We start from the raw sequence: 9,025 nt of genomic DNA, 5'->3' as shown, positions 1-9,025 counted from the left end.
CTCGTAGGCGGCCCGGACGGCGGCGACCAGGTCGTCCGGCAGCGGTTCGTCGACGTCGGCGCAGGCGGGCACGATCACGGTGTCGGCGGCGGCCAGCCGGTCGAGCCCTGCGCCGGGCGAGACACTGAACGGCCCCACCCGCACGGGCTGCGGCCCGCACACGAGCACCTCGTACCAGTCGCCGGACGCCTCGAGCGGCGGATTCCCGAAGATCTCCGACGCGATCGCCAGTTCGAAGTGCAGGAGGTGTCCGACGGCGGGGATCGCGACGGTGGGCATGTCCGAAAGTGTACGCATGATGGCGTTCCGGCCCCTCACGCGATGATCAAGTTCGGGGTGAGACTGGTCGTACAGCACATCGAGATCGGGGAATCATGAACGCAGCAGTGGTGGTCTATGGGGCGACGGGACACACCGGCGGGTTCGTCGTGGCCGAACTGCGCAGGCGCGGCGTGCCCGTCATCGCGTCCGGCCGGGACGCCGCCCGGCTGGGCGAGCTCGCCGCCGGGCGGGACGGTGTGGAGGCCCGCGCGGCGTCGGTCGACGACCCGCACGCCCTCGACCGCGCTCTCGCGGGCGCCGCGGCGGTCATCAACTGCGCGGGGCCGTTCGCGGTGACCGCCAAGCCCGTGATCGAGGCGGCGCTGCGGGCCGGGATCCCCTACCTGGACGTCGCGGCGGAGATCGAGGCGAACGCGGCGACCTTCGCCGACTCGGCGGCCCGTGCGGCGGGCACCGCGATCGTCCCGGCGATGGCGTTCTACGGCGGGCTCGGTGATCTGCTGGCGACGGCGGCGATGGGCGAGTGGAAGACCGCCGAGGAGGCGCACGTCGCCTACGGGCTCAGTAGCTGGCACCCCACGCCCGGCACGCGGGAGGCGGGCCGGGTCTCCCACGACCGTCGCGGCGGCCGCCGGGTCCGGTTCGCCGGCGGCGAGCTGCGCTACCACGACGACGCGCCCGTCCAGCGGGAGTGGGTGTTCCCCGAGCCGCTGGGCGCCCGTCAGGTGATCGCGGAGTTCACGATGGCCGACGTGGTCACCCTCCCCAGCCATCTGGACGTCCCCGAAGTCCGCACCCATATGACGGTCGAAGCGGCCCGCGACCTGTCGGGCGCGCAGACCCCGCCGCCCGCTCCGGTCGACGACCTCGGCCGCTCCGACCAGACCTTCGTCGTGGAGGTGGTGCTCCGTTCCGGCGGGGACGAGCGGCGGGCCGTGGCACGCGGCCGGGACATCTACGCGATCACCGCGCCGCTGGTGGTGGAGGCCGTCCAGCGGATCCTGGACGGCCGGGTCCGCGCGACGGGCCTGGCGTCGGCGGGCGCGATGTTCGACGCCCCGGACTTCCTGCGGGCCCTGGCCCCCCATCTGACGGTCGAGCTCCCGGACTGACCGGCCGTCCGGGCGGTACAGTTCGGCCACTTCGACGAAGGGGGACGGCCATGCCGTGGGTCTTTCTGGCGGGCGCGATCGGCAGCGAGGTGGCCGCGACGCTGGCGCTGCGCGGCCTGGCCGGCGGGTTCCGGCCGCTGCCGCTGGTCCTGGTCGTCGCGGGCTACGCGGTGTCGTTCACGCTGATGGCCCTCGCTCTGCGGACGCTGAACGTGGGCCTGGTGTACGCGATCTGGTCGGGGGCGGGCACGGCGGCCGTGGCGGGGGTCGCGGCCGCCCTTTACGGCGAGCACCTCAACGCCACGGCGATCGGCGGGATGGTCCTGATCGTGCTCGGCGTCGTGGTTCTGGCGACGTCGGGCGCGACCGGGCACTAGCTAGCCGACGACGCCGGTTCCGACGTGGTCGAGGTGGGTGAGGGCCTGCCGGTAGGAGTCGACGAGGCCGGTTTCGGCGTAGGGGAGGCCGACCGTCGCGCAGTGTTCCTGGACGAGGGGCCTGACCTTGGCGAGGGCCGGGCGGGGCAGGCCGGGGAACAGGTGGTGTTCGATCTGGTAGTTGAGGCCGCCGAGCATCCAGTCGACGGTCCGGCTGCCGCGGATGTTGCGTGAGGTGAGGACCTGCTTGCGCAGGTGGTCCCAGTCGTCGTCCGGGCCCGGCATCGGCATCCCCTTGTGGTTGGGGGCGAACGCGCAGCCCAGGTGCAGGCCGAACAGGGCCTGGTGGAGGGCGATGAACGCGACGGCCACCGGGAGGGGCAGCAGGGTGAACGCGAGCGTCAGGTAGACGGCCAGGTGCAGGACGAGGAGGGAGCCTTCGATCCAGCGGTCGCGGCCGGTCCGGTTCTTCAGGTCCTGGAAGCTGGCGACCTTCAGGGCGATGCCCTCGAGGGTGAGCATCGGGAAGAACAGCCAGGCCTGCCTGCGGGTGATCCAGCCGGCGAGCCCGCTGCGCCCTGCGGCGTCCTCGCTGGTGAAGACCAGGGCGCCGGCGCCGACGTCGGGGTCCTTGCCGGCGTGGTTGGGGTGGGCGTGGTGCTGGTTGTGCTTGGCGTTCCACCAGCCGTGGCTGAGGCCGAGCATCGTGTTGCCGAGGAGCAGGCCGAGCCGCCGGTTGGTCTTGCCGCTGGCGGCGATCTGCTTGTGGCCGGCGTCGTGGCCGAGGAAGCCGGTGCGGGTCGACAGGAGCGCGGCGGGGACGGCCAGGGGCAGCGCCCACCAGGAGCCGATCGCTCCCGCGGCCGCCCAGACGGCCGCCGTGCCGAGGACGGTGCCGGTGATGGAGCGGGTGTAGTAGCCGGTCGCCCGTTCCATGAGCCCGCTCTCCCGCACCTGCTTGGCGAGGGGGGTGAAGTCCGAGCCGGACGTGCGCGGGGCGGATACGGTCACAGTCATCGAAAAGATCTCCCAGGTCGGGTCGGGCGGCCGGTACTGCCCAACCTAGGAACCCGGGGTCCGGCGGCGGATCACCCGCGGGAGCCACCCCGGCTCTGGCTCTCAGGTCCCTGTCGTATCGCTTGCCCGGATGATTCTGGACAAGTAAGGTTCAGAAATGCAGATGGGTGAGGGCGTCGAATGGGCGCTGCACAGCTGCCTGAACCTCGGCTGGATCGACGGCGCGGCCGTCACCGCGACCAGGCTGGCGGCGTTCTACGATCTGCCGCCCGCTTATCTGAACAAGCAGCTCCAGGCGCTGGCCAGGGCGGGGATCCTCACCTCGACTCCGGGCCCGCGCGGCGGTTTCCGGCTGGCCAGGCCGCTGGAGGAGATCACTCTCCTGGACGTGGTGACGGCCGTCGAGGGCGCTGAGGACGCCTTCCGCTGCAAGCAGATCCTGCGGAACGGTCCTGACGGCGATCCGGCCGTCGACTACCGCGAGACCTGTGTGATCAACGGGGCGATGCGCCGCGCCGAGCTAGCCTGGCGGCGCGAGCTGGCCGCCCAGACCCTCGCCGAGCTCCGCGCCACCGTCGAGTCCCGCCACCCCGGCGCTCCCGCCGCCACCCGAGCCCGCCTCACGGTAAACCGGTTGTCCTGAGCGAGGATCGTCCGTAGGTTCTCCGGCGTGGCGGACGCGCAGAACCTGTGGCGGCACAGGGGTTTCCGGCTGCTGGCCTCCTCGCACGCGGTGAGCCAGATCGGCACCCAGATCAGCGTGGTGGCACTGCCCCTGCTGGCCCTGGCCGTCCTGGACGCCACCGCCGCCCAGATCGGCCTGCTGACGGCCGTCGGAACAGCGGGTTTCCTGCTGGTCGGCCTGCCCGCCGGGGTGTGGGTCGACCGCCTGCCCAAACGCCGCGTCATGCTCCTCGCAGACGGCCTGCGCGCCCTCCTGCTCGGCTCGATCCCGCTCGCCCACCTGGCGGGCGCGCTGACCCTGCCCCACCTGTACGCGGCGGCCCTGCTGGCCGGGATCGCGACGGTCTTCTTCGACGTCGCCTACCAGTCCTACCTCCCGGTCCTGATCCCCTCCGGCCGCCTCGTCGAGGGCAACACCCGGCTGCAGACGATCTCCACGGCGTCCACGGTGGCGGGCCCGGCGGCGGGCGGCTGGCTGGTCAGGTTCGTGGGCGCCCCGGCCGCGGTCGCCCTGGACGCCGTGAGTTTCCTGCTGTCGGCGCTGCTGCTGGCCGGGGTGCGGGCCGAGGAGCCCGCACCGGCCGGGGAGCGCCGCGGGCTGTGGGCCGAGATGCGCGAGGGGCTGCTGTATCTGGGCCGCCATCCGGTGCTGCGGCCGGTGGTGGCGACGCAGGCGCTGGCCAACCTGTTCGGGATCGCGATCGTGGCGATGCTGCCGGTGTTCTTCGTGACCGAGGCGGGGGTCGGGTACGGGACGTTCGGGACGGTCATGGCGATCGGCGGCGCCGGGGGGATCGCGGGGGCGATGACGGCGTCGTGGCAGCGGCGGGTGATCGGTGGGGCGCGGATGCTGTGGTTGAACGGGGTTCTGGCGGGGTCGGCCTATCTGCTGGTTCCGACGGCCGCGCCGGGCTGGCGGTTGATCCCCGCGACGGCCGGGATGGTGATCGACTCGTTCTTCGTCGCGGGTTGGGCGGTTGTGGCGGTGAGTTTTCGGCAGGAGGTGGCTCCGCCCAGGCTGCTGGGGCGTGTCAACGCTACGGCTCGGTTCGTCAACTGGGGTGTCATGCCGGTCGGGGCGGGGCTGGGCGGAGTGCTGGCCGGGCTGACCAGTGCCCGGACCACGCTGATCGTCTGCGGGGTCGCGTTTCTGGGGGCCGCGCTTCCCGTGCTGACGTCCCCGCTCGGGCGACTTCGTGATCTTCCTCAGGTTTCGGGGGTCCAGACGTAGGGGGTGGTGGTGGTGACGGGGTGGAAGCCGAGCCGTCGCAGGATCGGGCGGCTGTCGTCGGAGGCGTCGACCTGGAGGTAGGTGAGGCCGAGGTCGGCGCCCAGCCGGGCGCGGACCGCGACGAGCGCCCGGTAGATGCCCCGGCCGCGCCAGGCGGCGAGGGTGGAGCCGCCCCACAGGGACGCGAAGTCGCGGCCTTCGCGCAGCGCGAGCCAGGCGGCCGAGACGATCCGGCCGTTGGCCTCGGCGACGAAGACGGCGAAATCGTCCGGTTTGGCCAGGCCGCCGGTCAGGTGGCCGACGAGGAAGGACATGTCCTGGCCCCACACCTCGGTCTCCATCGCCGCGATGGCGTGGGCGGCGGCCTCGTCGTGGACGCGGCGGATCGTCACCCCGGCGGGGGCCTGCGCGTGCAGCGGCAGATCGCTGATCGGGGCGATGAGGACGGTCTCGGTGTCCTCGGGCCGGAAACCGGCGGCCAGCAGCCGGTCCGGGAGATCGGCGGGCAGGTCGTGGGCGCGGGTCTTCCACTCCACGGCCTCGCCGCGCGCGGCGAAGAAGGCGCGCTGGCGTTCGATGAGGGCGTCCAGATCGGTTCCGGTGAGGTCGCGGGGGGCGGTGACGAAGCCGCGGTACTGGCCGACGATCCGCAGCAGCGGCCCGTCGTGTTCGGCGTGGACCCCGTCGGGCAGGGGGCCGGTGCCGCGGAGCTGGTCGTCGTAGGCGGCCAGGAGGGAAGCGATCATCCGGAGAACGGTAGTGACCCCGGAGCGTGACGGCGAACGGTTTTCCGGCAGACTGGGGGGATGGAGATCGGGGAATCCACACGTGTGACCTTTCCGTCCGGGGCGACCACGGGCACCTCGACGGTGCTGCTGACGGTGCCCTATCCGGGCGGCGGTTTCGGGACGGTCGTCGCGCGGACACCATTCCATCCGCTGGATCACACCTGGCCTGACCAGCCGTCCGACACGGGGTTCCTGACCGTGGACGGCCGGACGCTGGGGGTGCGGGACTGCGTCACGGGGGCGCTGCGGCACGGCGCGGCCGCCGGTGAGCTGGTGCTGGGGGAGGCGATCGAGGAGCGGCGCGGCGACGACGGCCTATACTGGCTGGTCGTGCACGTCACCGACGGTGAGCCGCCGCCGCCCGGCACGCAGGTCACTCTGACGGTCGACGCGGACCGGCGGCACGCCCTGTCGGCCGGGCACACCGGCTGCCATCTGGCGGCGCTCGCCCTGAACGCGGCGATGGCGGCCCGCTGGCGCAAGGAGATCAGGACCGACGCTCTGGGCAGCCCCGATTTCGACCAGACCGCGATCATCAGTTCCCGGATCCACCCGTTCGGCAGTGTGGACGTCTACCGGCTCGGCAAATCCCTGCGCAAGAAGGGTTTCACGGTCGAGGAGCTGGCCGAGGAGCTGGTCGCGCTGACGGCGGCCGTCACCGAGCGGCTGGCCAGCTGGGCGCGCGACGACGCCCGGGTCTGGGTCGACTCGCCGAGACCGGATCTGACGGCCCGCCGCACGCGGCACTGCGCGCTGCCGGAGGGCGAGGTGTCGATCGCGTGCGGCGGCACCCATCTGGACTCCACGGGGCCGCTGGCTCCCGCCGCGGTGACGCTCACGCTGGGCGCGGACGGCGCCGAGCTGACGATGACCACCTCGGTGTCCGGTTGATGATCTCCGACCTGGAAGGATGAGCGTCATGGGTGAACGCAAACCGATCGAGTGCTGGCTGTCCGACATGGACGGCGTGCTCATCCACGAGGGCCGTCCCGTAGCAGGCGCCGACGAATTCATCACCAAGGTCATCGCTTCGGGGAAGCGGTTCCTGGTGCTCACCAACAACTCGATCTACACCCCGCGTGATCTGTCGGCACGGCTGGCGGCGATCGGGATGAACGTCCCGGCCGAGTCGATCTGGACGTCGGCGCTGGCGACGGCGAAGTTCCTCAACGACCAGCGGCCGCACGGCACCGCGTTCGTGATCGGGGAGGCGGGCCTGACGACGGCCCTGCACGACACCGGCTACATCCTGACCGACCTGGACCCTGAGTACGTGGTGCTGGGCGAGACCCGCAACTACAGCTTCGACCAGGTCACGCGGGCGGTGCGGCTGATCGAGGGCGGCGCGCGGTTCATCGCGACCAACCCCGATCCGGTGGGTCCGTCGCCGCAGGGGTCGCTGCCGGCGTGCGGCGCGGTCGCCGCGATGATCACCAAGGCGACGGGGGTGGAGCCGTACTTCGTCGGCAAGCCCAACCCGTTGATGATGCGCAGCGCGATCCGCCGGGTCGACGGGCATTCGGAGTCGACCGCGATGATCGGCGACCGGATGGACACCGATGTGGTGGCGGGGATGGAGGCCGGGCTGGAGACGATCCTGGTCCTGTCGGGGGTGACCAAGCGCGAGGAGGTCGGCCGGTTCCCCTACCGTCCCAACCGCATCGTGGATTCGATCGCCGATCTGGTGGAGCTGATCGACTAGATGGTGCTGCGTTCGGCGTCGCTGTTCGTGCTGGCGGCGGTCGCGGAGATCGGCGGGGCGTGGCTGGTCTGGCAGGGGGTGCGGGAGGGGCGCGGCCCGTGGTGGGTGGTGGCGGGGCTGGCTTCGCTGGCCTGCTACGGGTTCGTGGCCACGCTCCAGCCGGACGCGAACTTCGGGCGGGTGCTGGCCGCCTACGGCGGGGTGTTCGTGGCCGGGTCGCTGGTCTGGGGGATGGTCGCCGACGGGTTCCGGCCCGACCGGTGGGACGTCGCGGGCGCCGCCCTGTGCCTGCTCGGCGTCATCGTGATCATGTACGGTCCGCGCCACTAGGGTGGCCTGGGTGAAGTACATGTTGATGATCTACAACGACCCAGCCGCGCTGGGTGAACTCCCCGACGAGGAACTCGACGCGATCATGGACGAGGTCGACGCGTTGATGGACGAGCTGGAACGGACGGGTGAGTACCTGGGCGGCCAGGCGCTCGCCGACTCCTCCGCCGCCCGGACGGTGCGGGTGCGCGACGGCGTCACGGCCGTCACCGAAGGGCCCTACGCGCAGGCCGCAGAGGAGCTGGCCGGATATCTGCTCCTCGACTGCGCGAGCGAGGAGCGGGCGCTGGAGATCGCGGCCGCGTGGCCGGACGCCCGCCACTGGGCGATGGAGGTCCGGCCGCTGGCCACCTAGGGCGAGCGCGACATGTCGGTTGAAGGGTACCTATTGGTACCTCGTAACGTTGCTTGGCATTTGTCGCTATCGCCGTGAACGTCTCGCTAGCCTCACCGGCACGGAGAGTTTCAGACCGTGCCGATTCCCGGGGGTGGCCGATGCGCGCGATCGAGCAGGTGCTCGCGGACGCCATGGCCGTCCCCGGCGCGTGGGGCGCGTCCCTCGTGGACGTCGACGGGGGCCTGCCGATCGCCGCGCTGGGCGGCGACGACCTGACCTCGGCCGCCGAGGACGCCGCCGGGACCGCCGATCTGGTGCGCGCGGTGTTCGCCTCGCCGGCGCTGTCGTCGGCGTGGACGGGCGATGAGATCGAGGAGATCACCGTCTCGGGGAGCGCGGGCTACCACCTGCTGCTGCTGATCGCGATGCCCGTGGACGCGACGCTCTGCCTGCACGTCCGGCTGGACCGCGGCCGCGGCAATCTGGCGCTGGCCCGCCACCGGTTGCGTGAGGTCGCCCGCGCTCTGGCGGACCGGTGAGGCGGCTGCGCGCCGAGCTGGCGCGGCTCGCCGACGACCGCGCCACCGGCGCCCTGCAGGTGGGCGACGGGACGGTGTACCTGGTCGAGGGGGCGATCGCCCATGCCGAGACCGACGCCGTCCCCGGGCTGGAGACCCTGGTCACCGCGTCGGGACGGCTGACGGCCGCGGGCTGGCGGCGGATCACCGAACGGGGCGTCGAAGGCGTCGCGGCGGGGAACGCGGGGCAGGCGCGGCTGAGCCGCGCCGAACTGGAGACCTACACGCTGATCGCCCTGTTCGACGCGGTGTTCCAGCTCGCGTCCGACGATGCGGGCGAACCGTGTTTCGTGCCGGGCGAGACCCACTGGCTGGGCTGCCTGCACGCCGTCAGTGTGAGCACGCTGCTGCACGAGGTGCGGCGGCGGCGGGCGCGGCTGGAGGCGGCGTGGCCGTCGCCGCTGGCCGACGACGCGCCGGTGGTGCCGATCCTGCGGGTGCGGCGGCAGCGGGTGGTGCTCACCGGGCTGCAGGCCGAGCTGCTGGTGAACGCCGACGGCCGACTGACTCCGTCCGGGCTGGCGCGGAAGCTCGGGCGGACCCGCTATGGGTGCACCCTGGCCGCGCGGGGGCTGGTGGCCTCCGCG

Annotated in this window: 12 protein-coding genes and 1 pseudogene; 10 read left to right on the top strand and 3 right to left on the bottom strand. The window is 72.3% G+C overall.

Translation table 11 applies throughout. From position 1 onward, the window contains the following. Window positions 1-279 (bottom strand): annotated as a pseudogene (locus tag ACYVE7_RS23015) (AraC family transcriptional regulator); the annotation flags it as partial. A gap of 95 nt (window positions 280-374) precedes the next feature. Between ACYVE7_RS23015 and ACYVE7_RS23010 the strand changes: the two are divergent. Together ACYVE7_RS23010 and ACYVE7_RS23005 are read left to right on the top strand one after the other, a co-directional pair. After that, on the top strand, window positions 375-1,394 hold the full coding sequence (locus tag ACYVE7_RS23010) for a saccharopine dehydrogenase family protein (protein WP_460367083.1): 1,020 nt from the start codon (window positions 375-377) through the stop codon (window positions 1,392-1,394). 50 nt (window positions 1,395-1,444) lie between these two features. Continuing rightward, a complete protein-coding gene (locus ACYVE7_RS23005; protein ID WP_460367082.1) occupies window positions 1,445-1,771 on the top strand; it encodes a DMT family transporter in 327 nt (108 codons plus the stop codon). Here the strand turns inward: ACYVE7_RS23005 and ACYVE7_RS23000 are convergent, their stop codons facing one another. Beyond that, window positions 1,772-2,788, bottom strand: coding sequence for a fatty acid desaturase family protein (locus ACYVE7_RS23000; RefSeq protein ID WP_460367081.1), 1,017 nt, complete (start codon window positions 2,786-2,788; stop codon window positions 1,772-1,774). Window positions 2,789-2,945: 157 nt separating this feature from the next. On the opposite strand from ACYVE7_RS23000, the gene ACYVE7_RS22995 reads away from it, so the two are divergent. Beyond that, window positions 2,946-3,431: an RrF2 family transcriptional regulator gene (locus tag ACYVE7_RS22995; protein ID WP_460367080.1), complete on the top strand. Its 486-nt coding sequence runs from the start codon at window positions 2,946-2,948 to the stop codon at window positions 3,429-3,431. A 27-nt stretch (window positions 3,432-3,458) separates the two neighbouring features. Then, a complete protein-coding gene (locus ACYVE7_RS22990) occupies window positions 3,459-4,703 on the top strand; it encodes an MFS transporter (protein ID WP_460367079.1) in 1,245 nt (414 codons plus the stop codon). Here ACYVE7_RS22990 and ACYVE7_RS22985 read toward each other — a convergent pair. Beyond that, window positions 4,679-5,449 (bottom strand): GNAT family N-acetyltransferase, encoded by a 771-nt coding sequence (locus ACYVE7_RS22985; RefSeq protein ID WP_460367078.1) that lies wholly within the window; start codon window positions 5,447-5,449, stop codon window positions 4,679-4,681. The genes ACYVE7_RS22990 and ACYVE7_RS22985 overlap by 25 nt on opposite strands. Window positions 5,450-5,533: 84 nt before the next feature. Here ACYVE7_RS22985 and ACYVE7_RS22980 point away from each other — a divergent pair, with 84 nt between their 5' ends. The 6 genes from ACYVE7_RS22980 to ACYVE7_RS22955 all read left to right on the top strand — a co-directional run. Further along, a complete protein-coding gene (locus ACYVE7_RS22980; RefSeq protein ID WP_460367077.1) occupies window positions 5,534-6,382 on the top strand; it encodes an alanyl-tRNA editing protein in 849 nt (282 codons plus the stop codon). Window positions 6,383-6,410: 28 nt separating this feature from the next. After that, complete coding sequence (locus ACYVE7_RS22975; protein ID WP_460367076.1) at window positions 6,411-7,193, top strand: HAD-IIA family hydrolase; 783 nt, start codon at window positions 6,411-6,413, stop codon at window positions 7,191-7,193. Beyond that, window positions 7,194-7,523 carry a YnfA family protein gene (locus tag ACYVE7_RS22970; RefSeq protein ID WP_460367075.1) on the top strand — a complete coding sequence of 110 codons (330 nt, stop codon included), beginning with the start codon at window positions 7,194-7,196 and terminating at the stop codon, window positions 7,521-7,523. A gap of 19 nt (window positions 7,524-7,542) precedes the next feature. Then, window positions 7,543-7,878: a YciI family protein gene (locus ACYVE7_RS22965; protein WP_460367084.1), complete on the top strand. Its 336-nt coding sequence runs from the start codon at window positions 7,543-7,545 to the stop codon at window positions 7,876-7,878. A 140-nt stretch (window positions 7,879-8,018) separates the two neighbouring features. Then, the gene (locus ACYVE7_RS22960; RefSeq protein WP_460367074.1) at window positions 8,019-8,399 is read left to right on the top strand and encodes a roadblock/LC7 domain-containing protein; all 381 of its coding nucleotides are present in this window, start codon (window positions 8,019-8,021) and stop codon (window positions 8,397-8,399) included. After that, window positions 8,396-9,025, top strand: a 630-nt coding sequence (locus ACYVE7_RS22955) for a hypothetical protein (RefSeq protein ID WP_460367073.1), incomplete at its 3' end; no start/stop codon positions are given. The genes ACYVE7_RS22960 and ACYVE7_RS22955, both read left to right, overlap by 4 nt.

The organism is Actinocorallia lasiicapitis, from assembly GCF_054778695.1.
Note: the sequence above shows the minus strand (reverse complement) of the source record. Positions and strands in the feature narration are given on the sequence as shown.

Excerpts from the sequence above, each read along its gene's own strand:
- ACYVE7_RS23010 (WP_460367083.1), top strand. The coding sequence starts at position 375 with ATGAACGCAGCAGTGGTGGTCTATGGGGCGACGGGACACACCGGCGGG.
- ACYVE7_RS23005 (WP_460367082.1), top strand. The coding sequence starts at position 1,445 with ATGCCGTGGGTCTTTCTGGCGGGCGCGATCGGCAGCGAGGTGGCCGCG.
- ACYVE7_RS23000 (WP_460367081.1), bottom strand. The coding sequence starts at position 2,788 with ATGACTGTGACCGTATCCGCCCCGCGCACGTCCGGCTCGGACTTCACC.
- ACYVE7_RS22995 (WP_460367080.1), top strand. The coding sequence starts at position 2,946 with ATGCAGATGGGTGAGGGCGTCGAATGGGCGCTGCACAGCTGCCTGAAC.
- ACYVE7_RS22985 (WP_460367078.1), bottom strand. The coding sequence starts at position 5,449 with ATGATCGCTTCCCTCCTGGCCGCCTACGACGACCAGCTCCGCGGCACC.
- ACYVE7_RS22975 (WP_460367076.1), top strand. The coding sequence starts at position 6,411 with ATGGGTGAACGCAAACCGATCGAGTGCTGGCTGTCCGACATGGACGGC.
- ACYVE7_RS22970 (WP_460367075.1), top strand. The coding sequence starts at position 7,194 with ATGGTGCTGCGTTCGGCGTCGCTGTTCGTGCTGGCGGCGGTCGCGGAG.
- ACYVE7_RS22965 (WP_460367084.1), top strand. The coding sequence starts at position 7,543 with ATGTTGATGATCTACAACGACCCAGCCGCGCTGGGTGAACTCCCCGAC.
- ACYVE7_RS22960 (WP_460367074.1), top strand. The coding sequence starts at position 8,019 with ATGCGCGCGATCGAGCAGGTGCTCGCGGACGCCATGGCCGTCCCCGGC.